The organism is Salinivirga sp., assembly GCF_055145285.1.
In genome coordinates this window covers 23,927-49,693 of record NZ_JBSRDC010000063.1, presented here as the reverse complement: position 1 = coordinate 49,693, position 25,767 = coordinate 23,927, and the positions used below count along the sequence as shown (strand labels likewise).

The following is a 25,767-nucleotide window of genomic DNA, read 5'->3' as shown; positions in this document are numbered from 1 at the left end:
CTTTTACTAAATAAATTGTTCTATAACGCTGCTTATACGATTAAAAACTTCGTCCACAGTTCCAACTCCATCAATTTCGTAATGTTTATGATGCTTTGTATAAAAACTAATTACTGGTTCAGTACTGTCTCTGTAAATTTTTAGTCGATTCTGCAAAATATCCTCATCCTGGTCGTCTGCCCTTCCCGATTTCTTGCCCCTTTTTCGCATACGCTCAAGCAATTCAGCTTCAGGAACCTTTAGGTCAATCATTAATTTAATGGTCTGCCCTCTTTCAAAAAGTTCTGTGCGCAATATTTCCGCTTGCCGTATGGTACGGGGAAATCCATCAAAAATAAACCCCCTTTCGTCACCATGTTGGTCAAGAAAATTCATTACCAGATCAACAACCAGCTCGTCGGGAACAAGATTTCCCTTTTCCACATAGGATTTTGCTTTCAATCCCAACGCGGTTTTCGCATCCATTTCTTTACGAAAAATATCTCCCGTAGAGATGTGCTTTAACTGATAGCGCTCAACAATACGCGCGGACTGTGTTCCTTTACCGGAACCGGGAGGACCAAAAAGAACAAGATTAAACATAGGCCGGATATTTTATACGACTTTATAAATATGAGGTAAATTACGTCCCAGCCCATTATAATCGAGTCCATAGCCAATTATAAAGTCTGTTGGTATAGTAAATCCAATATAATCCAATTCTATATCTTTTGTATATGCTTCCGGCTTGTATAAAAGGGTTGCAACCTTAATCTCCGCAGGATCGTAGCCGCGCAACTGCTTAATAATCTGCTCTAAAGTAAGTCCCGAATCCACTATATCCTCAATAATAACAACCGTTTTTTCGGCAATATCTTCATTAATACCTATCAATCGCTTCACCTTACCCGATGAAAATGTACCTTCGTAAGAGGCAAGTTTCAGGAATGAAATTGGTGCAGGAATGGTTATATATTTAAAAAGATCAGATGCAAACATAAACGAACCATTCAAAATACCCAGAAAAATTACATCCTTTCCTTTAAGTTCTTCATTCATTTGCTGAGCAATCTCTATAACTCGTGCCAATATTTTATCATGGTGAATGGAGATCTCAAATGTCTTGTCGTGAATTTTAACGTTAGTCATAAAATAGGATTATGTTGGTTTTTGTATATTTGATGCGAAAATACAAAGGTTCAACTACAAATGCATTATTTTATTGGAAATAATGACTTAAAAGAGCAACAGAAAATATATATTGGCCTGTTCAAGCCATAAAAATGCAAATATTATTATGAACCGAGCCATGAAAATATTTTTAACAAACACCGCGTGCCGTCTAAAGCTTCAGCGTCTCACCTGCGGCAAGCTTCCGGCGACCGAAGGGCGGCGCACTCGCATGATTATAATAAAACTAATGATGCGCGGCCTAAATGAAACTTATCATGGCGAGCTCTCCCGCCTTCTGCGGGGCAGGCTATCCGATAGTTATCGGATGACAAATAAAAACAAAATTATAAACGGATGAATTATAAACCTGCCAAATCTTTAAATTATGACACCTAAAGTTAGTATTATTATGGGTAGTACATCTGATTTGCCCATTATGGAAAAAGCTGCGCTAGTACTCGATGAATTTAAAATTCCCTTCGAAATTAACGCACTTTCTGCCCACCGTACACCTGAAAAAGTAGAAGAATTTGCTCAAAACGCGCACGACAGAGGAATTCGTGTAATTATAGCCGGAGCTGGCATGGCGGCACACTTACCAGGTGTTATTGCAGCACTTACCCCAATCCCTGTAATCGGGGTACCAATCAACGCCTCACTTGACGGGCTGGATGCTGCCCTTTCTATTTTGCAAATGCCTCCCGGAATACCAGTAGCCACCGTAGGTATCAATGGAGCAAAAAATGCAGGTATATTGGCTGCTCAAATACTGGGTACGGACAATAAAGAAATCTTCGAGGCAACGGTTGACTATAAAGAAAACCTTAAACAAAAGATTGTTAAAGCCAACGAAGAACTGTCCAAAATAAAATACGAATACAAAACAAATTAATTGTAATACGAATTTTTTGACTTAAAGGGATTTATTCATATTTTTCGAATAAATCCCTTTTTACTTAATATATCCCTAATGCGTAAATTCATTTTAATATTCGTTCTTATATCTTTAGTGCATGGCGTATTTGCCGGAAATTATTATTTCTATGGAGGTGCTCGCCCTGCTGCAATGAGTAATTCTGTAATCATGTCGCCCAGACTGGCCTACATGCAAAATCAGGCAGCTTTGGGCTGGATGGACTCATCTGCAATTGCCATTTACAGTATGTATCAACCCCAATTACCACAACTGTCAGTAATAGCTGCACAAGGACGCATACCTGTATGGGGCGGTGGCATGGGACTCCAGGTACAACGATTTGGTTATGATGTATACAATGAAAATAAAATAGGGTTGGGCTACGGTAAATCTCTTGGCGACCATTTCTCGGCTGGTGTACAATTCAATTACATTTATACCCACCTAAACGGACCATACGAGTCGTATCATAGCCTTGTTGCTGAGGCTGGCGTGCAAGCCAATTTTGGGGATCGATGGCTATTTGGGGTGCACATATACAATCCCACGTTGACCAGGACAGGTAAGCATGAAGATGAAACGCCGGAAACCATTTTAAGAGCAGGTGCCGGAGTACTTCTAACGGATGAATTTTTGATAACAGCAGAGGCTGAAAAACACATAAATCAGGATATTAATTTCAGAATGGGTATCGACTACAATTTCAGCATGGGCCTAAACATACAAGCAGGTTTTCAAACAGCACCAAGAAGTTTTTCAGCCGGAGCAGGATATACTTTTAATCATTTTGCCGTTCAGGTAGCAGCAACCACCAACATGTATCTTGAACCCGGTACTCACCTGGCAATGCAATACTATTTTTAACTATGAGCAAAAAAATAATTTTCATATTCACCGTATTGCTCATTTGTTTATCTCATGCACATGCACAGCAAAATAGTGCACAAGAGTTTATTTCCAATATTTCGGAGGAGCTTCAGGAAAATGAAATTCCGGAATCAACAATCGAAGAAATTACCAACACACTAACTTCATGGGCTGAAGAAAAACCCAACATTAATAACTTTACAACAGAGACACTGCTTGGATTTCAACTGCTTAGTCCTATGCAGGCAGCCGAAATGCAAGACTACAAAAAAAACAATGGCGATCTGCTGTCGCCCTATGAACTCATCTACATGCCATCTTTTAATCAGGAAACAGCATCCAGGTTAATGCGGTTTTTTACATTTGGACCCCAAAGAGAAGAAAAAAAAGACTTTCGGGAATATTTGTGGGGACGACACGAAATCATGGCACAGTATAATCGCTATTTTGAACAAAAAGAGGGTTATAAAGATGGCGATTATGAAGGACAACCCGGAAAAATATATTTTCGATATCAATATGAACGATCGCAGGAATATTCCGTAGGCATTACAGCAGAAAAAGATCCGGGCGAAGCATTTTTTACAGGCTCCAATAAAAGTGGTTTCGACTATTATTCAATGCACTTATTTCTTACTCCAGGAGAAAAACTAAGAACACTGGCTCTTGGAGATTATCAAGTCACCATGGGGCAGGGATTAATATGCGGACAAGGCATTTGGGGTGGTAAGAATTCTGCTACTACACAAATTAGAAATACCAGGCAAGGCTTCAAACCATATAGTAGTGCCACAGAATATGGATTTATGCGGGGAGCAGCCATCGAAGGAGGTATAAAAAACATAAACATAGGCCTCTTCGCAAGTTATCAGGATATAGATGCAACAGTTGACACATTAAACGAACCCATAATTTCAAGTCTTTCGGCCACAGGTTTGCACCGCACCACAGGGGAACAAGCCAAAAAGAATGCTGCAAACGAATTTATTACCGGAAGTTTTATAACCGCCCGCTTTGATAATTTAAAAATTAACCTTAATGGGATTTTCACCCGCTATGAGCACCCGATTCAAAAAACCGGACAACTCTACGACTTGTATGATCCTGAAGGGCGAAATTTTGCCAACCTGTCAGGAGGATATACCTACCAAATTCAAAGATTCACATTTTTTGGGGAGGTGGCATGGTCTCGCGAAAATGCCTGGGCAAACTTACATGGATTATCATTTTATCCTTCCGAATCGGCCGGACTTGCTTTATTATACCGCAATTATCAAAAAGATTATTTAGCACTACATGGGTACGCAATAGGTGAAAGTACAAACCCGCAAAATGAGGAAGGTTTCTATTTCGGACTCGAATGGCTCCCTTTTAAGTACACTAAAGTTAATCTGTACGCCGACTTATTCCGGTTTCCCTGGTTAAGATATGGAGAAAAGGCACCTACAGATGGAAGCGAATATTTAGTGAATATAGATTATTCACCTCAACGCAGTATCGACTTTCAAACACGCTTTAAATACGAAAAGAAATCCACAACCATTTCTCCCGATCAGTATGCCGATTTAGTATACGGAGAACTTTACAAATGGCGCTTTCAGACTTCAATGGACTACACACCCGAATGGTCGGGACAGGCCAGACTTGCTTTCAGTTATTTTGAACAAGATACTGCCCATTATAAAGGGTGGTTACTGTATTACGAACACTTCTATGAACCCAGAGAAGGCAATTTGAGCGCCAGTATGCGTATTAATATTTTCGATGTCGAAGATTACACAGCCAGAATTTACACCTACGAGCGTGATGTACTTTATAGCTTCTCCGTTCCTTCGTTTCAGGAAACAGGTATACGCTATTACCTTAATTTAAAATGGGAAATATTGGAAAACCTGTCATTTTATACCAGAATTGAACGCACCCAATACCTGTATAAAAATGAAATATCATCGGGCAATGAACTCATTGAAGGATCGGGCAGAACAGCAATTCACACAAAATTTAAATTAAATTTTTAACGGAAACGATTGCGAATTTAAACAATTTACCTGCAGCGAAGTTACAGAAGAATGATACATCCATAAGCCGTCATTTGACAGCTATACACATAGAAACTCTGCAGAAGGATGTACAATCTTAATATCAACACAAAAAGTGTAGTTGTTGAACTAAAATTTTTAATTACATGAAATTATCTCAGAAATCATCATTGAAATGGGTCCATACCGGACTGCTAATATTACGAATAGGAATTGGTATTATGTTTATTTTCCATGGGCTCCCCAAACTATTAGCAGGCCCTGCAGGCTGGGAAGCCACCGGTAAAGCAATTTCTGTAATTGGAATAGGCTTTTTCCCGGCATTCTGGGGATTTATGGCCGGTTTTGCTGAAGCAGTTGGCGGCTTAATGTTATTGCTTGGATTGGTTTTTACTCCTGCTTCGCTTCTTCTTGCATTTACTATGTTTATTGCATTTTTAACCCATTATACAGGAGGTGATGGGTTTAATACATACGCGCATTCGCTCGAAGCATTCATATTGTTTGTATCGTTAGCCATTACCGGGCCCGGGAAATATCGATTAAGTAAACTAATACTCAAATAAAGCAAAAACAAAATTTTTCATATAGTTTTCAACATCAGGGACATAAAACAATTAAATACTATATTTTTGTATCAATTGGCTGATTCCATATTTTTAACCTTCTAATATTTTTTATTATGACAAACATTCGTTTTAAAGCCCTGGAGCAAATTATGCGCGACCAGTACACATCGCCCCAACAGGAACATCAAAAAGTATCTGAGTATTTTGCACAATACGTGTTCACGCAGGACAAGATGCAAAATTATCTTTCACAAAAGGCTTTTAACGAATTTCAACAGTCAATAAAAAACAATCAACCTATTCCGCTTCAGCTGGCAGATCAAATTGCTTCTGCCATGAAAGGCTGGGCAATGGAACATGGCGCCACACATTATACGCATTGGTTTCAGCCATTAAATGGTGCCACAGCGGAAAAGCACGATGCTTTTATTGATTTTGCCACAGGGAACCACAACATGGAACGTTTTTCCGGGAAGCTGCTCGTGCAGCAGGAGCCTGATGCTTCAAGCTTTCCAAGTGGAGGAATGCGCAATACTTTCGAAGCACGCGGTTATACCGGCTGGGATCCAAGCTCACCCGCTTTTCTTATTGACGGCACCCTGTGTATACCAACAGTTTTTATCTCGTACAAAAGCGACTCCCTGGATTTTAAAACCCCGCTCCTTAAATCTCAAAAAGCCCTCAGCGATTCTGCTGCTAAAGTGTGCCGCCTATTCGACCAAAATGTATCTTCCGTTAAAGTTACGTTAGGGTGGGAACAGGAATATTTTCTTGTAGATGAAAGACTTTATATGGCTCGCCCTGACCTTCACCTTACGGGACGAACTTTAATGGGACACGCCTCGGCAAAAGATCAGCAACTCGAAGATCATTACTTTGGTAGTATACCCTCACGAGTAATGCAATTTATCCAGGATTTCGAACAACAATCGCACCTATTGGGCATTCCTGTAAAAACACGACATAATGAAGTAGCTCCCGGTCAGTTCGAATGCGCGCCCATGTTTGAGGAAGTAAACATTGCAGTAGACCATAACCAGTTACTGATGGACCTGATGAAAAAAATTGCCCGTAAGCATAAATTCCGGGTTTTGTTACATGAAAAACCATTTCAGAGCATCAATGGCTCAGGAAAACATAACAATTGGTCTTTACTATCCGATACAGGTGTTAACCTACTATCGCCCGGCAGCATGCCCGGTAAAAACCTTATGTTTCTTACATTCCTTGTCAATGCAATAAGTGCTGTTTACCACAATTCAGGTCTTTTGAGAAGCTCAATTGTTTCTGCCGGCAATCAACACAGACTTGGAGCCAATGAAGCACCACCTGCCATTATTTCGGTATTTATTGGCCAGGAACTTACCAAGTTACTCAACCAAATTGCCGAAAGCCCTGAAAAAGAACAACTCACTGACGAGCTTTCGGCCAAAATACAACTGAACATTGCAAATATACCTGAACTGCTATTAGACAATACAGACCGGAATCGCACTTCACCATTTGCTTTCACAGGAAACCGTTTTGAATTTCGTGCCGTAGGTTCTTCAGCGAACTGTGCCAGTCCGATGATTGCACTTAACACAGCTATGGCCGATCAGCTCAGCCGATTTTACAACAACCTTTCAAGCAGCATGAAACAAGGTGCCAGTTTTGACAAAACACTGATTTCCCTTTTGCGCGATGAGATTATGGAATCGAAAAATGTTTTATTCGAAGGTGATGGATACAGCGATGATTGGGTTAAAGAAGCCGAAAAACGAAAACTCAGCAATGTTCGTTCTGTACCTGAGGCCTTGAAAGAGTCTATTACTAAAAACAGCATAGAACTTTTCTTTAAACACCAGGTTTTATCGCACAAGGAGCTTGAGGCCCGATATGAAATCAATTTAGACACCTTCATTAAACAGATGCAAATTGAATCGAGGGTGCTGGGAGATCTGGCCATTAATCATGTAGTACCTACAGCCATCAATTATCAAAACATATTAATAGACAATGTAAAAGGATTAAAAGAAATACTTGATGGCAAAGACTATCGTGAAATGTCGCAACCCCACATAGATTCAATCAAAAAAATCTCAGGACATGTTAAAAACATACGCGAAATGGTGAGTAATATGGTTGATGCACGTAAAAGTGCGAATGAAGCCAATGACATTGCCACCAGCGCACAGCTTTATGACACTGAGGTTCAGCCCTGGTTTGAACAAATTCGTTATCATATTGACAAACTGGAACTCATCTGCGACGATAATATCTGGCCACTCCCAAAATACCGCGAACTTTTGTTTATCCGATAAAACATAAATACTTACTCCGAAAATAATCTTATTGATAATTTTTCGGAGCCATCTTTTTTATTAAATTTATAAAATAAACTTTCGGACGCTTTTATTTGTAATTACACATAAACACAATAATCAAAAAAACATGGAAGATTTTTTTTCGCAAAGCTTTTGGGCTTCATTTTATGATAAAGCAAGCGCCTGGGTAATTAATGAGCTACCCTCATTAATTGTACTCCTGATTGTTACATTTATAGCATTTCGGCTTGTACGCTTTCTTTTAAACCGATTGAAAAAAATTATCAACAAGCGTACTCAACGGCTTGGTAAAGATGACGCAAATGAAACCGAAAAAAGAATAAACACCCTGATGAATATTGCGCGTGGTGTGGCGAACATACTCATTTGGGCCATATTTTTAATGATTTTATTAAGCAAAGTGGGAGTCAACATTGGTCCTATTCTGGCAAGTGCCGGTATTCTGGGTCTTGCCATTGGTTTTGGCGCCCAGGAATTGGTCCGCGATTTTATTGCAGGTTTCTTTGTACTACTTGAAAATCAGATTCGCGAAGGAGATGTGGCTATAATCAATGGCACTGCAGGATTGGTGGAGAAAATTGAACTCCGGACTACTACCTTACGCGATTTTTCAGGCATAGTGCACATATTCCAGAATGGAAAAGTCAATAGCCTGGCCAACATGACTAAAGAATGGTCTGCAATTGTAGTGGACGTTGGTGTAGCTTATAAAGAGAATGCTGATAACGTAATGAGGATTATGAAGGAAGTGGCAGAGCAATTGGAACAGGATGAAACACATGGTAAAAACATCAAAGAATCCATAGAAATATTTGGTATAGACAAATTCCTGGATAGCGCCGTATTATTCAAGGCCCGAATTAAAACAAAACCAATTGAACAATGGGGAGTTGCCAGAGAATATCGCAAACGACTTAAAGCAAGTTTTGATAAGCACAATATTGAAATTCCATTCCCTCACACAACTGTTTATTGGGGACAGGAAGTAAACCCGTTACAGGTAGAAGTTAATGAAGATGCCAAACAAAAGCGTTCCGACCAATGATATAATTCCATAAAAAACTACGTATGGCCAGATTTCTAAAAAACCGTGAAAAAACACGTGGACAATTCCCTGGAGCATTAATCTTTCAGGGAGAACAAAAACAGGAAGAGGTAAAAATAACCCTCACGCAATATAACGAACACACCGTAGAAAGAACAGAAATCGGGCATGAAAACCTAAAAGAACAGCTTAAACCCGGAATGATCACCTGGATCAACATTGACGGGTTACATGACACTAAAGTTATTGAAAAAATTGGAGCAGCATTCAGTATATCCGCCCTGGCTCTGGAGGATATATTGAATACTGACCAACGTCCCAGGTTTTTTGAAGATGAACACCAGCTCATCATCATCATGAAATCACTAAAACTCGATAAGTCAACAGAACAAGTCGATGCTGAACAGGTATCTTATGTGGTGGGCAAAGACTACCTCATCACCTTCCAGGAAAAATCAAATCGTATTTTTGAAGATGTTATTTACAGGTTACGAAACAATCGCGGTAAAATCAGGAAATCAACCTCCGATTACCTGGCTTATACGTTGATGGACAGCATCGTTGATAGCTATATCCTAAACATCGAAGCTTATGGCCGGATTATTGAATCTTACGAAAAAGAGTTAATCAACCCCCAGAAAGGGCTTTCTGATACAATTTTTAAACATAAAAACGAAGTTGCATTTTTTCGCAAAAACATCCGCCCACTCAAAGAAATTACCAACAGGCTGCAAAAAAGCGACTCTGACCTCATAAAAAAAACCACCCGCCAGCACTACATCCCCGACCTGGACGACCTTGTAACTCAGGCGCTTGATGCCATAGAAATTTATCATACAATGGTGGCCGACCAGCTAAACCTTTACAACACAAACATTAGTAACCGTGCAAACGATGTAATGAAGGTACTAACCATTTTTGCCGCCATTTTTATTCCCTTAACCTTCATTGCAGGGGTATACGGTACAAATTTCGAATATGTGCCTGAACTGAACTACAAATACGGATATTTTGGTATGTGGGCTGTAATGATAGCCGTAGCTGTAGTAATGTTGATTTATTTTAAAAGAAAAGGCTGGCTCTAAAAAAAGGCGCCACTTTTTAAGCAGCGCCTGTATCGCTTCATTTAAAAACTAAAATTAATTCCTGCCAGGTATAAGCCTCGCACTTTATCATTGTAAGGTATTTCCGTTTTATTATGATCCAAAATATTCTGTCCGCTCAGGTAAACTGAAGCATTGGGTGACACACGGTAAGCCACTTTGGCATTTAATATTACGTTGGGATCCAGCGAGGCTTCGATGGTTTGATGAGTTGGATAACTAAAATAATACCTCGAATAAGTTTGCTTATCATAATAATAAATCGATGCATTGATATTTATTTTTTGGAAAGGTGAATAATTTATCATTGCGCCACCATAAAAACCAGGGGTCCATTTGTTTACCCCTTCTTCAAAAGAAGATTCATCCAATTCATCATACGGGGTCATCGTTTGTTGCCCTGTTCCAGGATTTATTGAATAAAACTCAGAAATATCTATTAAAACATTAGTCAGCTTCGTCTTTTGATATGTGCCAAAAACCTTAACCATGAGGTTTTGCACAGGTTGAACAGCTATATTCAGGGTAGCTCCCAGTTGTTCGCTCTCCATATCTATATTTTGATAAAACCATTGGTCATAAACTGCACCACCATTAAATCCGTATACCTTTGGGAATAGAGCATCAAAGTCGGTTGTTTTAGTCCTGAATGCTTCAAAATCGAGCTGCAAATAATCTGTAAAAATGCCTCTGTAGCCAACTTCTACCAGATTCTGAGTGAGTAAATTCAAGTTTTCATCGCCCATATAAAACTGAAAATAGCCCCAGCTAAGAGGATTTCGAAAATTGGCATACGCATTGCCCATAAACGAACCGCGATTTGCCCTGGAATAGGTGGCACGCAATAAATGTTTACTATCTATGTTGTAAGCCGCAACAAATTGCCACGACATGTAAATATCATCCGGCACGTTATATTTATCGGCTCTTAAAGCAGCAATAAACCTTAAGTCGCTTACAGGTTTATAATCAATTCGCACACTACCGGATATGGTTTTTAACGCTTTTTCACCATTGAGCAACCCTTTGTCCAGTTCACCAACGGTATCTACCTTTTCCACATATTTTTTATCATCGTAAGTAGCAAGCTGATAGTTTAACCCGGGGCGAACGGTCAATTCTCCAATGCCCAAATCATTTAGCACCATGTCGTATTCCAAATTTGCAGTTAAAAAGTTAAGGTCGTACTCGATAACAGGTTTTATCATTTTCTTATGCAAATTTTGGCGGCCTGCTAAATAATTTACCTGGGCATGAAAACCATGTACTGATGCTTTATAATCGAGGTAACCGGTTTCTGAGACACGAATACCAAAGGGAGTGGCTAAATTTTCGAAAAACATGCTTTGTGATTCAGAAGATTGCCAGCCTCCGTTTAAAGACATTGAAATATCATTCGTGGGGTCGTAAAAAAGCCCCGCATTGGCATTAAATGCCTTTTTGCCCAGTTCCGGATCCGGCGAACTGGCATGAAGTTGATTTCCAAACATACTTACTAATGAATCTGCAGGGACATATTTACCCCTGGCATATTCATAAAAATCTGTCTGAAAACGATTCCTGTAATCATAAGCACCACTTACCTTAAACCCAAACTTTTCATCAACCTTGTTCAACAAACTAAAGTTACCAATGTAAGTATCGCTATTGCCTATTTTTACATCACCGTGAAGCTGAGTACCCATTTCATCGGGAATTCTTGTGATGATGTTTATCACACCCGAAACAGCATTAGGACCATAAAGTGCACTTGATGCACCCCGAATTATTTCTATCCGCTCAATGTCTGACATCGATACGGGAAGAGATTCCCAAATGGTACCGCCATTGATGTAATTGTAAACTATGCGACCATCTACCATAACCAATGTCATCATATTTTCTGAAAAATGAGAAAAGTTACCAGGAGGTAAATTATCATTACCCCGAATATGGATATCGTAATTGCCGTTGGATTCCTGTCTTACAATCATGCCGGGAACTAACCGGAATAACTCTTCATAAGTTGTAGCTCCGGTAAGCTCTATTTCCTCTTTGGTGATTACGGTTGTTGAAAGTGGCGATTCAAAAACACTTTCTCCTTTTTTGGAGGCTGAACTCACCTCCCTGTTTAACGCAAGTTTTAGTAGTTCATCGGTTGAAACACCTATTACTTCGGCCATTTCTTTCAGGGCTTTAAAAGGCATCTCAAGCATTTCGTCGTAACTAATAGCCAAAATTTCTTTCCGGCTCATATGCTCAAAATCATAGATTTTCTCCTGTGCTTGCAGTGAGGTAGCCAATGCAAACAAAAACATGAATATAAATGGGGTATATTTTTTCATTTGTCAGTATTTATTTGTTTTCACTTGTTTTATTGAATCACGGTACCTAATGAATACAAAGCAGAGTTTACTTTTAAATCTTGTTCGGCCATCGTACGTTTGTTAATTTCAAAATCCTGATGTCCGCCTTTCAAAACATAATTAATACCTGAGCCTTTTCTTCCGTACCCGGGCCTGTCTGTAATAATAAGTACTCCCTTTCCTCCTACCCGGTTTTTCACTTCATCGAGCGATGAACTTTTCCCTGGAGGAATAAACAGAATGTGACAAGACCCAATATCGTTAATGGAATTGAAAACTTTGAGTTTCATAGGCTGGCTACCCACTTTCTTTTTTGTGGCAATAACCTCCAACTCCTTTTTCATAGGTGAATTACCAAGTATACCTATAACAAAATCGCCAGATTGTTTGTCGCCCGGCCACTCAATGTACTTAGTAAAATTGTACATAAATAAAGCTTTAAACTTTTCATTCTGTGCTTTTACCTCAGAGAGCGGGAGGAATAGTACAAGCAACAAAAAATAGCTGATTCGTTTTTTCATTGGAAATTGTTTTTGTGTGCTATAAATTCATATGCTATATAAGAAACGTGTAAAGGAGCTTTTATATTGAAAAGACAAATTTGATAAAATTATTATCATTTCAAAGCATTACATGGTTTCTTCACATTTCGTTAATAATTATCAAATACAAATTATGCTGTTTTTTTAATAAAATTAACTATTTTTCACAAAAATCAATGGTGATATGGGAAATAATCAGCTAACACAATTATCAGAAGCAAAGGAATTTATAAAAAAAGAAACCCATGATTTCCAACCAGAATCAGGTATAATATTAGGAACAGGCCTTGGCCAGCTGGCTGAGAAAATAGACCAGAAGTACATCATTCACTATGAAAGCATACCCCACTTTCCTCTATCTACGGTAGAGTCACACAACGGACAGCTTATTTTTGGCCATTTATTCGGACATTCGGTTGTAGCTATGCAAGGGCGTTTTCATTATTACGAAGGCTACAACCTACAGCAAATTACTTTTCCAGTGCGGGTATTAAAAGCAATCGGAATATCTCGTTTATTTATTTCAAATGCAGCAGGTGCTTTGAATAAAAACCACCAAAAAGGCAACCTTATGCTGATTACAGACCACATCAATTTATTAATGGATAACCCGCTCATTGGACCCAACATTGAAGCATGGGGGCCAAGATTCCCCGACATGAGTGCACCTTATAATTTGAATTTAAATGATGTATTCCGTAAAACAGCAAAGCAACAAAAAATAGATTTACACGAAGGCGTTTATGCTGCAATGTCCGGCCCAACACTTGAAACACGGGCAGAATACCGAATGTTAGCAAAACTCGGATGCGATGCTGTGGGAATGAGTACAGTTCCTGAGGTTATTGTTGCCAACCATATGGGATTACCTTGTGTTGCAATAAGTGTGTTGACTGATGAATGCGATCCTGATAATTTGAAACCTGTAACTATCAATGAAATTATAAATACCGCAATAAAGGCCGAAAGAAAGCTCGTCACACTCTTTGAAGGCGTGTTCCAGGCAATGGATTAGGTTTATTTGAGATACTGAAAATCGTCCCTCCAGTTTTGTATTTCAGTTGCAACTTCGGGATAAATTAAAGAAATCTTTTGTAGCTCGTGCTCAAAATGGCTTCTCTTTTCAGGGAAATGTCTGTAAATAACTTCAGCGAGGTGGGCCCCATCGATTATTGGTTGGTATTGCCCCTTTATCCAGTCTTTTAACAAATGCAAGGTCGTCTCATAAGCAGGCAATTGCCTGAATGCCCTGAAATACTGAATAGCGGTTTTTGCGGCTAAGCTTTTTCCAATCAATGGATTAAGACTGTGCCAACTGTTATAGCTAAGAAATGGTGCAAGAACGTGCCGGGCAAGGTGATTTTTCAGCTCCTCGGTTTCTGACTTTTCAATAAAAACTTTGAGTAATGAGGCATCCATATTTTCCACATCAACCAACAGCATGGCCATAATTCTGGCTTCCCGCGTGTTTTTTACAATTAATTCTGTTGCAACAGCATTATCATGATCAAATTGAGCCGAAAGCGCTTTAATGTCAGGATACATAATTCCAAAATTTGGCAGTTCTTTACCCTGATATTTTCCAATAGCATCGGCAGCATCGCCATTGGCATTTTTAAAAAGCTTTCTAAGAATATGTCTGGTTTTTGATTTAGGGTCTGTCATAAACAACAAAAGTATCAGAGATTGTCTTCGCTGATAACATTTTTATAATGTTCAAAGCGGTTCATAACTTCCTTCACATAATCAAAGGGTTCCTGTCCCCGGCAATAGCCATATTTCACAACCGGATCGAGGTAATATTTCGGGTCAGATTTCCATAGCAGCATACTGTCGACCTGGGTATCCCACACATTAGGATTTTTACCATACTTTTCAGCAAGACGCCTGGCATCCCGTACATGCCCTATTCCGGCATTGTAGGAGGCCATCACAAACTTTCTACGCTCCTCCTTATCAGGCAACTCTTCTTCAAACTGCCTATCGAGATAATCGAGAAACTGGCAACCTGCCCGAATATGCATTCTTGGTGAAGAGGCCCGGCTCACACCAAAATAATTGGCTGTGCCCGGCATAAGTTGCATTAAGCCAAATGCACCTGCCCAACTGACAACCCGTGGATTAAAACGCGATTCCTGATATATCATGGAAGCAACCAATCGCCAATCGTAAGCGGGAATTTGGCTATAACGGCGAATTGTTTCATCGTAGGGCGATATTTTACCCCCACTTATGGACATATACTGGCTCTTAATACGACTCGAGGCTTTTTTACTTTTAAAATATTTATTATAAAGCAATGCATACATGGGCCCATTTTTAAATGTGTAAACCCACGAATTAAGCTTTGATAAAAAATTGTCAGCATCCCTCGCAACGGCCCAGGCCATTCTTTGCGGGAAACTTACCGGTGTGCTGATATCAATTTCCGGGTAATAAGTTTGATTTAGCCTGGCCACATTTTCGTCTGCCACGGTATAGCTAATTTCACCTTTGGCCACAAGCCGAATAAGTTGTTCTACATCGTAGTTTTCTACTTCTACAATATCAATATTAGCACCTATTTCATCGCTCAGGTTGTGCAGCCGTTTTTCAAATGCCGAGTTACTTTGCACATGCACCTTACGGTTAGCCAAATCGAGCTGATTACGTATAAGGTATGAGTTAAGTACCTTTTGACTCATGTTTTCCCAGCCTGCCGGCTTTTTTTGAACCAAAACCTGCCGGGTTTGACCATATGCGGCTGCAAAAGAAACCTTTGACGCCCTGTCTTTGGTTACAGCCAAATTCATAGCCAATACATCACATTCATGCGCATTTAATTTTTTAAATGCTGTTTCTATATCATTATTAATAAGTATTTTTAATTCAACGCCCAGGTAGTTAGCAAACAAAGTGAGCATATCGTATTGAAAACCCATGGGTTTTCCGCGATAACTAAAATAACTGATGGAATTGTAATTCGTTAAAGCAATAAGCGTATCGCGCTCAATAATTCTCTCCAGCACAGCCTTTTGCTTATCGGGCTTTTGCTTTTTACTGTTGCGAGCAAGCATAAATACAAAAGAAACAGCAATAAAAATTGCTATTACGATGCCTCGTCTTAAAATACGTGTATGATATGGCGGTATTTTTTTCACTGAAAAAAACCTTTAGAATCTGCCTTGAATTATATACATCTATTAATCAATATACTAAATGGAAAAAACACATTCTTTGAATTATTTAAGTTATAAAATTATTTCTTAAATCAAAACGTAAGAATACCTATTTGGTTACAGACTTACCACATCAAACCAACAAGTCTACATCTAAAGAACTATCTAACAGCACATTAAAACCAAACAGCAAAAAGTCGGGAAGGTTGAAAATAAATTATGCTTGCTCTCAGGGCAAATTCTAATTTAGTAAAAATATTTCGCCCAAATAGCCCAGGGTCAATAAAGCACCACTCAGAGAAGATAATGCTATAGCCGACCCCATGGCACGTGTATATCGATTGATTTCATTAAATTTTCGTGTATCATTAAGCACACGAAATGCCAGTATGGCGAGTAAAATAATACTGAGCGAGAAATATGAAATCATTTGAAAAAGTGCGGAGACAATAATTACAGCAAAAGCCAACACAGTAATTATATTTAAAAGTTTCACAGCATTTGGCTGTCCAAACCTTACCGGAAAAGTGCGTTTCTGTGATTTAACATCGTCCTCGTAATCAAATGTATTGCTGACCAACCCCACGTTCATAGTAAAAATACCAACAGGAACAGATAGAATAATTGGCTCCCAGCTAAATTGTTGTGTCAAAACAAAATAAACTCCAAAAACTATCATCGGACCAAAAGCAACAAACAGGGCAGTTTCTCCAAGTCCACGATAATTAAGTCGTAAAGGTGGTGAAGTATAAAAGAATACAATAAAAGCGCCCAGTAGCGCCATCAAAAGCACCGGCCAACCTATAAGTAAATACAAATAAACGCCTATTGCAATGGCAGGTATCAAACAAATAGCTGTAGCCCACAGTACCTGTTTCGAGGTAACCTCTCCGCTTATCAAAGGGCTATCATGGAATTGCGCTTCTTTATTGCCAAGGTTATTATTTTTATAATCAAAATAATCATCAATGAAATCGGCAGCCGAATGGGCCAATACAATACCTACAGTAGTAAGTAAAAATATAGTCCAGTCAAAACTTCCGTCTTTCCAGGCAAGCACACCACCCAAAATAGCAGGTATAAAACTAACCACCAGAAAAGGCGCTCTGGCAGCTTTTAACCATACATTTATCCAATATAATATTTTCATTTTACAAGCTATTTAAGAAAATTTAAAATATAGTAAGGTGATACTGCAAAATCCAACCGGCCATAATGCCGGCGCCGGCTAAAATCATTGCAAAAAGCGATTGAACTGTTGCACTCAGGTACTGTGGAATACTGGCCTGTTTTGCAGACAATTTTCTCCGCATCTGAACAGCAGGAATAATTCCCACAAGTCCCAGAAGACTGTGTACAGGCAATACGTCAAACACAACCAATACGAGTAATGACACAAAAGCTGAATATGTTAAAAAATCAATTAATTTATTTTTTATGGAAACCACGTTCTGACCATCGGCGCTGGTTTTAATACGGGCGCCTTTGAGATATGCCACAAGCGTTATTAGCAACCCCACCGGAATAGAAACTAAAAATGGCAAACTAGCTATTTCGCCGGTAAGGGCCAGATACCCACCTGCCAAACTTAATGGCCCAAAAGTGATAAAAACTGTAACCTCCTTAAAACCTTTCAGCATTAAAAAAGTAAAGGTAAGGGCAATTAGACCACCAACAGCGGCAAAAACCAATATTTGCCAGCCCACTGCGATATAGAAATAATACAGAATAAAAACATTGAAAAATAAAACCACAAGTCCAACTACAAAAGCAGTTGCATGACTTTTAAAATACCGGGCAAAAAGAGGCTGCCATCCGGCAAAAATCTTTGAATGGGCATCGCGCTGGTCCGTATGGTTTTTGGTAAAGTAGTAATACAAGTAATCGCCACCGGCCTGACCAAGGAAAAGACCAACGATGACCAATAACCAATCCAGGGTAAAAATATCAGTTTTTGCATAGGTGAGAATACCGGTAAGCAAAGCCGGAATAACAGATGCACTGAACAATAAAAACTTTATTTGTAATATATAGGCAGAGCGCTTTGAATTATTATCGGTCATAAACAAATTTTATCACAGAAACACCTGATACGTGATTTTGTTAGGGTGTTTGGTGAAAATTGTCGAGCAAAAACCAACGTTAATCAATTCCGAATCCATAGCTAAGCGAGACAATGTGCGAATAAGGCACTTGCGAGACGCCACCCAGGTTTGTGTAGGCATAGTCGATGGCGAGGCGTTTTATTCGAAGTCCGGCACCTATAGTAGGCTGAACGGTGTATGAAGCTTTGTCGCGGTCCTCAAGGGTCTCTTTTTGGAGATTCAGAAATCCTCCACGAACAAAAAATATGCGTTTGTAATCAACCTCAAGTCCTAAATGCGGGTCCATACTGATAAAATCTGTTTTAACCAGCACATTACGTTTCCCATCGGTGGTAAGGTCAATATTTACCTCGCCCAGGAAATGGAAATCCTCTTTAATAGTAAATGAACGGGATACGGATAAAATAAACCTGGGTAATGTTAACTCCAGGGAGTTTTGAGGTATTTCGTTACCAGTCATTTCAAAAGCTTCCTGAAGTTCACTTTGCTCAAAGCTCCATGCATTGAATGTTGAGGTAACATCGCGGGCCAGGGCGGCAAAACGCCAGTCTTTGTAGTCGTATGTGGCTGCAGCATCGATTCCAAAACCCCATGCATTGGCAAATTCGCCTGCTATACGGCGCACAATCTTCACATTTCCGCCCACATTCAATCCTTTTATACCCAAATCACGCGCATATGAAATTAAAAAAGCATAATCAGCAACAGAAAAACTCTTCACGCGGTCGTAACGTATGTTTCCCTCGGCATCTATCAGCTCAAGGGTATTGGGAATATTATCAACTCCAAATCTTATCAGAGACACACCAATACTTTGAGTGGAATCAATAACATACGAAACAGCTCCGTAATCGTACTTCGCAATGCCGGCAAAATATTCTGAATGCATATAACCTGCCTGCACTTCATTTTTTGCCTCCAGTAAACCGGCCGGGTTCCAGTATGTGGCATACACATCATTGGTAGATGATACTACCGCGTTTCCCATACCCAAAGCTCTGCCACCTACACCGATAGATAGAAATTCGTTACTGTATTTGGGTGCTGTTTGTCCCAGCAAGCTTAGTGAAACGAATGAAAAGAAAAAAGAAAGAATTATATATTTACGCATAAACAAACAAATCAACGTTTAAACTCGGGAAACTGTCCATAAAATTATGCAACTGTATTTTTTAACTTAAATTTGTGCAAAAATATTGCCGGTAAATATAAAAAAAAGCCTTTAAACCACATGATTCGCACATTTATTCCCAACATACTTACGCTAATGAACCTGCTTACGGGTGCTGTAGCTATAGTTATGGCCCTGGAAACAAATTTCTACATAGCAGCATATTTAATTCTTGCAGGTGCTGCATTTGATTTTTTCGATGGTTTTGCTGCAAGGCTGCTAAAAGTATCTTCGCCTGTAGGCAAACAACTCGACTCTCTGGCCGACTTAATTACTTTTGGGCTGGCACCTGCCATGATGCTATTGGCTCTATTAAAACAATACTGGACAGGAGATGTTGAGAGCAGCATTACTCAAAATTGGATTATATTTTTACCATTTTTACTCGTACTGTTTTCTGCTTTGCGTTTGGCTCGTTTTAATATTGATGAGTCACAATCGAAAAATTTCAAGGGCCTGCCTACACCGGCCAATGCACTATTCATTGTATCTCTGGTGTTTTTGTTGCAAGCCCATCCGCTTTGGATAACCTATGAATTTGTGATTCCGATTATTATTGTTTTTAGTATTTTAATGGTTGCTCGCATTCCGCTCATGGGCCTAAAGCAATTTAAAGGACCACAAAAAATTTATATTTTAATTTTACTTTCCGGGTCACTCGCTGCATTAATTTTATTTAAATTTGAGGCCGGAGTAATAATTATACCATTTTATATAGCCCTGTCAGGTGTTAAAACCGCATTCAGCAAAAACAATAATTTACATCAAAAATAATCAGACATGAAATTTATCGCAGAAATAAATGTGATGCCACTCAAAGCACTGCTTGACCCTCAAGGAAAAGCCGTAACCCACAGCATGCACAGCATTGGCTACAAAAGCGTTGAAAACGTGCGCATTGGCAAACACATAACCATGGAAATTGAAGCAGATAATGAGTCGCATGCAGAAGAGAAAGTTGATGAAGCCTGCAAAAAAATTCTTTCTAATCCGGTAATGGAAAGCTACGATTTTGAGTTGAAGCCGTTGAACTAATTTTTTTCTTTGTCTTTTTGCTTCATAATTTCAGACTGAATGCGAATAGATTCTTTGTGTACACTCTGAAGCATCTTTTTTACAAAATCCTGGGATAAGCCCAACGATGAGCCGGTTTCTATTCGGGACCGGACAATATTTTTCCACCGTTTAAGCTGAAATGCAGCTACATTTCGGTATTTTTTATATTCTCCTATTTTACGGGTTGTCTCCATACGCTGGGCCAGCAATTCAAGAATTTGAGAATCGATAGAATCTATCTGATTTCGAAAACTCTCCAGGGCCGTTTGAACACTTCCATTGACGTTTTGCTCCCTAAACTGCAGGTTATCGAGGAGCTCAAGCAACGCTGCAGGCTCCAGTTGCTGATTCGCATCGCTAAGGGCATTATCCGGATCGATATGCGTCTCAATCATCAACCCATCAAAATTCAAATCAAGTGCATACTGTGCAACCTCCCCCACCAAATCGCGATTGCCACTGATATGACTCGGGTCGCAAATAATTGGCACCTCCGGCATACGTGTTTTCAACTCAATTGGTATCTCCCATTTGGGTATGTTGCGGTAGGGTGTTTGCTCGTAAGGATAAAACCCACGATGAATAGCCATGACTTGCCCGGAAGTTACTTTCATTATGCGTTCAATGGCTCCGATCCATAATGCAAGATCAGGGTTTACCGGATTTTTAACCATAATGTGCACATCCAACCCCTTGAGCGATTTTGTAAGTTCCTGCACCGAAAATGGATTTGATGTAGTGCGTGCACCCACCCAAAAATAATCGATCCCTGCCTCAAGGGCTTTTTCTACATGCATAGGTGTAGCAACCTCCACCGCCAAAGGCAGTCCATATTCCTTTTTAACTTTTTGCAACCAGCCTAATGCCTTATCGCCGGCACCCTCAAAACTTCCAGGGCGAGAGCGTGGTTTCCATACTCCACTGCGAAATGCTTTTATGGCTGAGTGGCCGGCAACTTTTGCAGCAGTTTGTAACACCTGCTCTTCTGTTTCAGCGCTGCACGGACCTGCAATAATAATTGGTTTTCGAACCTGATGAGACATATTTATTCTTTCTGCAAACTTATGATTTTTTATAAAATGTTGCACAAAAAAGGGCAATCTGCTATTTATTCAAGCACATTGCCCTTTATAATGTGATAAGTCTGGTGCTATTTCATTTCAGCGAAATATTTGTAGAACAATGGCAGTGTTTCAATTCCTTTATAGAAGTTGAACAATGGATAGTTTTCATTAGGTGAATGAATAGCATCACTCTCGAGCCCAAAGCCCATTAAGATTGATTTTGTGCCCAATACTTTTTCGAAAGTTGAAATAATTGGGATACTTCCACCACTACGCACAGGTACCGGCATCTTGCCAAAAGCTTCATCAAAAGCTTGTTCTGCAGCTTTGTATGCAGGGATATCAATCGGGCATACATATGCCTGCCCACCGTGTAGTGGTTTAACTTCCACTTTCACTGATTTTGGAGCAATTTTTTCAATATGGTCTTTAATCATTTTACCAATCTTCTCATGATCCTGATTGGGAACAAGGCGACTTGAAAGTTTAGCATAGGCTTTTGAAGGCAATACTGTTTTGGCACCTTCGCCTGTGTATCCACCCCACATACCACAAAGGTCAAATGTAGGTCTGATTCCGGTGCGCTCGATTGTAGTATAGCCTTTTTCACCATCAAGCTCTTCTACATCAATTGCTTTTTTGTATTCCTCTTTGCTGAAGGGTGCCTGATTTAATTTCTTACGCTCTTCATCGGTAGCTTCCAGCACATCGTCGTAAAATCCGGGAATAGTTACACGGTTATCCTCGTCTGTCATTTTTGAAATAATATCGGCCAAAACATTCAGTGGGTTAGCCACAGCACCGCCAAACAAACCAGAATGCAAGTCGCGGTTAGGTCCGGTTACTTCTATTTGCAGATAAGTAAGTCCACGAAGGCCTGTTGTAATAGAAGGCACATCCTGGGCAATCATGCCGGTATCGCTTACCAGAATGATATCTGCCTCGAGCATGTCTTTATATTCAGCGCACCATTTTGTAAGGTTTGGTGATCCGATTTCTTCTTCACCTTCGATCATGAATTTTACATTCACGGGCAATTGATTGGTTTTTACCATAAACTCAAAAGCCTTGGTGTGCATAAATGCCTGGCCTTTATCATCGTCAGCGCCGCGTGCATAAATTTTACCATCGCGAATTTCCGGCTCAAAGGGCTGTGACTTCCACAAATCGATAGGATCAACGGGCATCACGTCCATGTGACCATATACCAAAACCGTTGGTTTTTTAGGGTCAATTATTTTTTCGGCATATAAAATTGGATGACCTTCGGTGTCGTAAATTCGTGCTTCATCGGCACCGGCATCAAGCAAATATTTTTTCCAAAGCTCTGCTGCTTTGTACATATCCTGCTTGTGCTCCGCAAGGGAGCTAATACTGGGAATGCGAATTAAGTCAAACAGTTCGTCTAAAAAACGCTGTTTGTTGTCTTCGATGTATTGCTTTAAATTTTCCATAATATGATAATTTATCGGTTATAAGCTTTGAAGGCTGAAGATAAGAAAATATGTGCCTGAACCCCAACTATTTTAAAAAAACGGCTATAGGCAAAATATAGCGTAGCACCATAACCCACATCATATACGGGTTTGTGGGAATAATGAGCTTGAAGATACAGACCCGGAGTTCTGCGAATAATAAAAGCGTCAATGCCTTCATCGGTTACTGTTGGTGTGCGGCCAGCAGCAAAAGATGCACCCGCATAAACAGCAAAATTATGCTTCAACCGTTCGTGGCGCCAACCTGCTCCAAGGTGAATATCGTGCAAACGCTGCCGCGAAGGATATTGTCTGAGTCCCCCGCTCCCATTTAGAAAACGGTCCGTGGATGAGAAATATCCAAGGTTGGTTGCTATATTTTCAAAATTCATGTGGAAATCAACAGCAATGTTTTGCTCTCCTTCCTGCTGCTCAAAATTCATTCCGTATCCTGCCCCAATGGTTACATAAGGACTGTATGGGTCGAAATACTTGCCGTCATACAAAAAGTCATCTTTGGGATTCACCATTTCCTGGGCAATTGTATTGTTTAGTCCGAAAAAAAGTATAATAATTATCCCAAAAACTAGTTTTTCCATCAATCCCCGGTTTAAATTATGCAAAACGCTTTATGCTGATATTTATTGTTCTTCATGTTTATTTTGCTCCCACATTTGGGCATTTAATTCTAGTTCATCATACCATTTAGATCCATATTTTCTAATCAATGAATCTTTTAGAAACTGGTAAAGGTAAATTTGCTCTTTTGTACCTTTTTTAAGTGCAGCTTTACAAATCTTGTTTTTTTCGTAATTTACAGCATCATAAGATTTGTATTCGGTAATTCGCACCGGATACAAATGGCACGATACCGGCTTACGGAAACTTATTAAATCTTCCATCCATGCTTTTTCGATGGCACAGAAAGTAATTCCATTTTCGTTGTATATGTAGGCACACGCTCCGTCATTCATTAGCGGTGTAACAGTGTCTCCATCTTCGTCTACTACATACCATCCCTGTTGCTCAACTGCTTTAATTCCTTCAGCGGTCATAAACTGTCTGGCCAAAGGATACGCATCGGCTATTTTTTCCTTCTCCTGCATTTCGAGAGGAGCCCCCGAGTCACCAACAACACAACACGCACCATGACATTTTTCAAGGTCACAGTGAAATTGTTTTTCAAGCAAGTCGAGGCTCACTAATGTTTTATCTATCTCAAGCATCGTTACAGGCTCAGCTTTCATTCTACAAGTGCTTTACCCGTCATTGCTTCAGGCTGTGGCAAGCCCATCATTTTAAGAATAGTTGGGGTAACATCGGCCAGTATACCATTATTAACTTTTTTTATGCGATCACTCACCACAATAATGGGTACTGCATTAAGTGAGTGTGCTGTATTTGGACTTTCATCCGCATTCACGGCATTATCGGCATTTCCATGGTCAGCAATAATTACCAGCTCGTAGTCATTCTCGCGGGCAGCGTCTACAACCTCACCCACACATTCATCTACTGCCTCTACGGCTTTTTTAATTGCCTCATACACACCGGTATGCCCCACCATATCGCCATTAGCAAAATTGAGACACACAAAATCAGTTTCTGCTTTATGCAATTCCTCTACTATGGCATCTTTCACCTTGTAGGCACTCATTTCGGGTTGCATATCATAAGTTGCTACTTTGGGAGAAGGAATAAGAATGCGTTTTTCATTCTCGAACTCTTTTTCCTGTCCACCGGAGAAGAAAAAGGTTACATGAGCATATTTTTCTGTTTCTGCAATACGAATTTGTTTTTTACCTGCCCTTTCCAACACCGCACCCATAGTATCTTTAAGATTCTCTTTATCGAATGGGATATGCACATTTTTAAAGCTATCGTCGTAGCGGGTCAGGGTTAAGTAATACAGTGGCATGGTTTTCATATCGTGTTCAGGCATATCCTGCTGAGTAAGTACGATAGTCATTTCGCGCAGTCTGTCTGTACGGAAATTGAAACACAATACTACTTCACCTTCTTCAATGGTTCCTGTAGGCTCGTTATTATCATTGGCAATGACAACCGGTTTTATAAATTCATCAGTCACTCCGTTATCATAAGAAGCCTGCATGGCTTCAACGGGGTTTTTAAAGGTTTCACCTTTACCATGTACATAAAGATCATAGGCGAGCTTTATACGCTCCCATCGTTTATCGCGATCCATACCATAGTACCGTCCAACGATGGAGGCAATTCGGGCATTAGTTCCCTCGATTTCCTGTTGCAGTTCCTGTATAAAACCTTTTCCGCTTCTGGGATCGGTGTCGCGGCCATCAGTAAGTGCATGAATATTGATGTCCTTTATGCCGGCATCGTTTGCCATTTGGGCAAGTTTATAAAGATGCTTGTTTGACGAGTGTACACCACCATCAGAGACCAGTCCCACAAAATGAACGGCCTTATTATTTTCTTTGGCATATTGCCAGGCTTTCACTATTTCTTCGTTCTGCTCAATGGAGCGGTCTTTTACAGCTTGATTAATTTTTACCAAATCCTGATATACTACCCTTCCTGCGCCAATATTTAAATGGCCAACTTCGGAGTTACCCATCTGACCTTCTGGTAATCCCACATTTTTACCTGATGCCTGTAATTGTGCATTAGGATATTGCTTTGTGAGATTATCCATATTTGGCGTACGGGAGTTATAGATTACATCAGATTTATCTTTTTTCCCGATTCCCCATCCATCGAGAATCATCAACATTACTTTTTTGTTCATGTGTTTCAAGTTTTAAATTACTTGTTGGTTTTTGAGCACCAACCAATTGCAGCATGATATCTAAAACAA

24 protein-coding genes are annotated in these 25,767 nt (G+C 39.7%); 10 read left to right on the top strand and 14 right to left on the bottom strand.

The window, feature by feature from the left end:
- Positions 1-6: 6 nt before the first annotated feature.
- Both ACTB0Y_RS13540 and hpt read right to left on the bottom strand, forming a co-directional pair.
- On the bottom strand, positions 7-582 hold the full coding sequence (locus tag ACTB0Y_RS13540; protein ID WP_463207365.1) for an adenylate kinase: 576 nt from the start codon (positions 580-582) through the stop codon (positions 7-9).
- Positions 583-594: 12 nt separating this feature from the next.
- Positions 595-1,128, bottom strand: coding sequence for a hypoxanthine phosphoribosyltransferase (hpt, locus tag ACTB0Y_RS13535; RefSeq protein ID WP_463207364.1), 534 nt, complete (start codon positions 1,126-1,128; stop codon positions 595-597).
- A gap of 409 nt (positions 1,129-1,537) precedes the next feature.
- On the opposite strand from hpt, the gene purE reads away from it, so the two are divergent.
- The 7 genes from purE (at position 1,538) to corA (ending at position 10,000) form a co-directional block, all read left to right on the top strand.
- Positions 1,538-2,044 (top strand): 5-(carboxyamino)imidazole ribonucleotide mutase, encoded by a 507-nt coding sequence (gene purE / locus ACTB0Y_RS13530; protein WP_463207363.1) that lies wholly within the window; start codon positions 1,538-1,540, stop codon positions 2,042-2,044.
- Between the two features lie 78 nt (positions 2,045-2,122).
- Positions 2,123-2,932, top strand: a complete 810-nt coding sequence (locus ACTB0Y_RS13525; protein ID WP_463207362.1) for a PorV/PorQ family protein — start codon at positions 2,123-2,125, stop codon at positions 2,930-2,932.
- Positions 2,933-2,934: 2 nt separating this feature from the next.
- Entirely contained in the window at positions 2,935-4,953 is a 2,019-nt protein-coding gene (locus ACTB0Y_RS13520) for a hypothetical protein (RefSeq protein WP_463207361.1), read from the top strand.
- A gap of 167 nt (positions 4,954-5,120) precedes the next feature.
- Positions 5,121-5,540 carry a DoxX family protein gene (locus ACTB0Y_RS13515; protein WP_463207360.1) on the top strand — a complete coding sequence of 140 codons (420 nt, stop codon included), beginning with the start codon at positions 5,121-5,123 and terminating at the stop codon, positions 5,538-5,540.
- A gap of 116 nt (positions 5,541-5,656) precedes the next feature.
- Positions 5,657-7,846 (top strand): glutamine synthetase III family protein, encoded by a 2,190-nt coding sequence (locus ACTB0Y_RS13510; protein WP_463207359.1) that lies wholly within the window; start codon positions 5,657-5,659, stop codon positions 7,844-7,846.
- Positions 7,847-7,976: 130 nt separating this feature from the next.
- Positions 7,977-8,915, top strand: coding sequence for a mechanosensitive ion channel family protein (locus tag ACTB0Y_RS13505; protein ID WP_463207358.1), 939 nt, complete (start codon positions 7,977-7,979; stop codon positions 8,913-8,915).
- 23 nt (positions 8,916-8,938) lie between these two features.
- A complete protein-coding gene (corA, locus tag ACTB0Y_RS13500; protein ID WP_463207357.1) occupies positions 8,939-10,000 on the top strand; it encodes a magnesium/cobalt transporter CorA in 1,062 nt (353 codons plus the stop codon).
- A gap of 41 nt (positions 10,001-10,041) precedes the next feature.
- On the opposite strand, the gene ACTB0Y_RS13495 is transcribed toward corA, so the two are convergent.
- Positions 10,042-12,342, bottom strand: coding sequence for a TonB-dependent receptor plug domain-containing protein (locus ACTB0Y_RS13495; RefSeq protein ID WP_463207356.1), 2,301 nt, complete (start codon positions 12,340-12,342; stop codon positions 10,042-10,044).
- Between the two features lie 29 nt (positions 12,343-12,371).
- Positions 12,372-12,884 carry a YfiR family protein gene (locus ACTB0Y_RS13490; protein ID WP_463207355.1) on the bottom strand — a complete coding sequence of 171 codons (513 nt, stop codon included), beginning with the start codon at positions 12,882-12,884 and terminating at the stop codon, positions 12,372-12,374.
- Between the two features lie 205 nt (positions 12,885-13,089).
- Here ACTB0Y_RS13490 and ACTB0Y_RS13485 point away from each other — a divergent pair, with 205 nt between their 5' ends.
- Positions 13,090-13,920 carry a purine-nucleoside phosphorylase gene (locus tag ACTB0Y_RS13485; RefSeq protein WP_463207354.1) on the top strand — a complete coding sequence of 277 codons (831 nt, stop codon included), beginning with the start codon at positions 13,090-13,092 and terminating at the stop codon, positions 13,918-13,920.
- Positions 13,921-13,922: 2 nt separating this feature from the next.
- Here ACTB0Y_RS13485 and ACTB0Y_RS13480 read toward each other — a convergent pair whose 3' ends face one another.
- The 5 genes from ACTB0Y_RS13480 to ACTB0Y_RS13460 all read right to left on the bottom strand — a co-directional run bounded on the left by ACTB0Y_RS13480 (position 13,923) and on the right by ACTB0Y_RS13460 (position 19,279).
- Positions 13,923-14,570, bottom strand: a complete 648-nt coding sequence (locus tag ACTB0Y_RS13480; protein ID WP_463207353.1) for a DNA alkylation repair protein — start codon at positions 14,568-14,570, stop codon at positions 13,923-13,925.
- A gap of 14 nt (positions 14,571-14,584) precedes the next feature.
- A complete protein-coding gene (locus tag ACTB0Y_RS13475; RefSeq protein WP_463207352.1) occupies positions 14,585-16,045 on the bottom strand; it encodes an MltF family protein in 1,461 nt (486 codons plus the stop codon).
- Positions 16,046-16,304: 259 nt separating this feature from the next.
- On the bottom strand, positions 16,305-17,213 hold the full coding sequence (locus tag ACTB0Y_RS13470) for a UbiA family prenyltransferase (protein ID WP_463207351.1): 909 nt from the start codon (positions 17,211-17,213) through the stop codon (positions 16,305-16,307).
- Positions 17,214-17,235: 22 nt separating this feature from the next.
- The gene (locus tag ACTB0Y_RS13465) at positions 17,236-18,126 is read right to left on the bottom strand and encodes a prenyltransferase (protein WP_463207350.1); all 891 of its coding nucleotides are present in this window, start codon (positions 18,124-18,126) and stop codon (positions 17,236-17,238) included.
- A gap of 79 nt (positions 18,127-18,205) precedes the next feature.
- The gene (locus tag ACTB0Y_RS13460) at positions 18,206-19,279 is read right to left on the bottom strand and encodes a putative type IX sorting system protein PorV2 (protein WP_463207349.1); all 1,074 of its coding nucleotides are present in this window, start codon (positions 19,277-19,279) and stop codon (positions 18,206-18,208) included.
- Between the two features lie 120 nt (positions 19,280-19,399).
- Between ACTB0Y_RS13460 and pssA the strand changes: the two genes are divergently transcribed.
- Complete coding sequence (gene pssA / locus ACTB0Y_RS13455) at positions 19,400-20,113, top strand: CDP-diacylglycerol--serine O-phosphatidyltransferase (protein WP_463207348.1); 714 nt, start codon at positions 19,400-19,402, stop codon at positions 20,111-20,113.
- Positions 20,114-20,119: 6 nt separating this feature from the next.
- Positions 20,120-20,374: a phosphoribosylformylglycinamidine synthase subunit PurS gene (purS, locus tag ACTB0Y_RS13450; protein WP_463207347.1), complete on the top strand. Its 255-nt coding sequence runs from the start codon at positions 20,120-20,122 to the stop codon at positions 20,372-20,374.
- Here the strand turns inward: purS and ACTB0Y_RS13445 are convergent.
- The 5 genes from ACTB0Y_RS13445 to gpmI form a co-directional block, all read right to left on the bottom strand.
- Positions 20,371-21,438: a chorismate mutase gene (locus tag ACTB0Y_RS13445; protein WP_463207346.1), complete on the bottom strand. Its 1,068-nt coding sequence runs from the start codon at positions 21,436-21,438 to the stop codon at positions 20,371-20,373. The two genes, purS and ACTB0Y_RS13445, sit on opposite strands and share 4 nt — an antisense overlap.
- A 107-nt stretch (positions 21,439-21,545) precedes the next feature.
- Complete coding sequence (locus tag ACTB0Y_RS13440; protein WP_463207345.1) at positions 21,546-22,913, bottom strand: dipeptidase; 1,368 nt, start codon at positions 22,911-22,913, stop codon at positions 21,546-21,548.
- Positions 22,914-22,924: 11 nt separating this feature from the next.
- A complete protein-coding gene (locus ACTB0Y_RS13435) occupies positions 22,925-23,533 on the bottom strand; it encodes a hypothetical protein (RefSeq protein WP_463207344.1) in 609 nt (202 codons plus the stop codon).
- 42 nt (positions 23,534-23,575) lie between these two features.
- Positions 23,576-24,181: a DUF3109 family protein gene (locus ACTB0Y_RS13430; protein ID WP_463207343.1), complete on the bottom strand. Its 606-nt coding sequence runs from the start codon at positions 24,179-24,181 to the stop codon at positions 23,576-23,578.
- Positions 24,178-25,698, bottom strand: a complete 1,521-nt coding sequence (gene gpmI / locus ACTB0Y_RS13425; protein ID WP_463207342.1) for a 2,3-bisphosphoglycerate-independent phosphoglycerate mutase — start codon at positions 25,696-25,698, stop codon at positions 24,178-24,180. The genes ACTB0Y_RS13430 and gpmI overlap by 4 nt, the downstream gene beginning before the upstream one ends.
- Between the last annotated feature and the right edge of the window lie 69 nt (positions 25,699-25,767).

Bases quoted from the DNA above. Each gene is read 5' to 3' on its own strand.
- ACTB0Y_RS13540 (WP_463207365.1), bottom strand. From the start codon at position 582: ATGTTTAATCTTGTTCTTTTTGGTCCTCCCGGTTCCGGTAAAGGAACA.
- hpt (WP_463207364.1), bottom strand. From the start codon at position 1,128: ATGACTAACGTTAAAATTCACGACAAGACATTTGAGATCTCCATTCAC.
- purE (WP_463207363.1), top strand. From the start codon at position 1,538: ATGACACCTAAAGTTAGTATTATTATGGGTAGTACATCTGATTTGCCC.
- ACTB0Y_RS13525 (WP_463207362.1), top strand. From the start codon at position 2,123: ATGCGTAAATTCATTTTAATATTCGTTCTTATATCTTTAGTGCATGGC.
- ACTB0Y_RS13520 (WP_463207361.1), top strand. From the start codon at position 2,935: ATGAGCAAAAAAATAATTTTCATATTCACCGTATTGCTCATTTGTTTA.
- ACTB0Y_RS13515 (WP_463207360.1), top strand. From the start codon at position 5,121: ATGAAATTATCTCAGAAATCATCATTGAAATGGGTCCATACCGGACTG.
- ACTB0Y_RS13510 (WP_463207359.1), top strand. From the start codon at position 5,657: ATGACAAACATTCGTTTTAAAGCCCTGGAGCAAATTATGCGCGACCAG.
- ACTB0Y_RS13505 (WP_463207358.1), top strand. From the start codon at position 7,977: ATGGAAGATTTTTTTTCGCAAAGCTTTTGGGCTTCATTTTATGATAAA.
- corA (WP_463207357.1), top strand. From the start codon at position 8,939: ATGGCCAGATTTCTAAAAAACCGTGAAAAAACACGTGGACAATTCCCT.
- ACTB0Y_RS13495 (WP_463207356.1), bottom strand. From the start codon at position 12,342: ATGAAAAAATATACCCCATTTATATTCATGTTTTTGTTTGCATTGGCT.
- ACTB0Y_RS13490 (WP_463207355.1), bottom strand. From the start codon at position 12,884: ATGAAAAAACGAATCAGCTATTTTTTGTTGCTTGTACTATTCCTCCCG.
- ACTB0Y_RS13485 (WP_463207354.1), top strand. From the start codon at position 13,090: ATGGGAAATAATCAGCTAACACAATTATCAGAAGCAAAGGAATTTATA.
- ACTB0Y_RS13480 (WP_463207353.1), bottom strand. From the start codon at position 14,570: ATGACAGACCCTAAATCAAAAACCAGACATATTCTTAGAAAGCTTTTT.
- ACTB0Y_RS13470 (WP_463207351.1), bottom strand. From the start codon at position 17,213: ATGAAAATATTATATTGGATAAATGTATGGTTAAAAGCTGCCAGAGCG.
- ACTB0Y_RS13465 (WP_463207350.1), bottom strand. From the start codon at position 18,126: ATGACCGATAATAATTCAAAGCGCTCTGCCTATATATTACAAATAAAG.
- ACTB0Y_RS13460 (WP_463207349.1), bottom strand. From the start codon at position 19,279: ATGCGTAAATATATAATTCTTTCTTTTTTCTTTTCATTCGTTTCACTA.
- pssA (WP_463207348.1), top strand. From the start codon at position 19,400: ATGATTCGCACATTTATTCCCAACATACTTACGCTAATGAACCTGCTT.
- purS (WP_463207347.1), top strand. From the start codon at position 20,120: ATGAAATTTATCGCAGAAATAAATGTGATGCCACTCAAAGCACTGCTT.
- ACTB0Y_RS13445 (WP_463207346.1), bottom strand. From the start codon at position 21,438: ATGTCTCATCAGGTTCGAAAACCAATTATTATTGCAGGTCCGTGCAGC.
- ACTB0Y_RS13440 (WP_463207345.1), bottom strand. From the start codon at position 22,913: ATGGAAAATTTAAAGCAATACATCGAAGACAACAAACAGCGTTTTTTA.
- ACTB0Y_RS13435 (WP_463207344.1), bottom strand. From the start codon at position 23,533: ATGGAAAAACTAGTTTTTGGGATAATTATTATACTTTTTTTCGGACTA.
- ACTB0Y_RS13430 (WP_463207343.1), bottom strand. From the start codon at position 24,181: ATGAAAGCTGAGCCTGTAACGATGCTTGAGATAGATAAAACATTAGTG.
- gpmI (WP_463207342.1), bottom strand. From the start codon at position 25,698: ATGAACAAAAAAGTAATGTTGATGATTCTCGATGGATGGGGAATCGGG.